This is a genomic window from Flavobacterium hibisci, from assembly GCF_020026925.1.
Lineage (GTDB): Bacteria > Bacteroidota > Bacteroidia > Flavobacteriales > Flavobacteriaceae > Flavobacterium > Flavobacterium hibisci.
Genome location: NZ_JAIQDW010000074.1, coordinates 1 through 255 on the forward strand (window position 1 = coordinate 1; position 255 = coordinate 255).

At 41.6% G+C, this 255-nt stretch carries 1 pseudogene; it reads right to left on the minus strand.

The window, feature by feature from the left end:
* Positions 1-255, minus strand: a pseudogene (locus K8B81_RS21130) (IS1182-like element ISMsp1 family transposase); the annotation flags it as partial.

The following is a 255-nucleotide window of genomic DNA, read 5'->3' on the forward strand; positions in this document are numbered from 1 at the left end:
TCAAAACTATCAATATGCGGGCTAAGTGTTTTGGTGTCGGTAGGATTTGGATGCAGGCTGTAGTGCAGAATAAACTGCTTATTGGTACTGATCTGCAGATTGTAAGCCGGTTTTAACTGGCCGTTTAGCATATGGTCCTCTTTCATGCGCATAAAAGTGGCATCGGTATCAGTCTTGGAGAACGAGTTTCTGTTTTGAAGAATTTCTTCTTGCTGTTTGTACTTTTCAAGGTTCTTTGGCCAGTTCTTTTTGGCA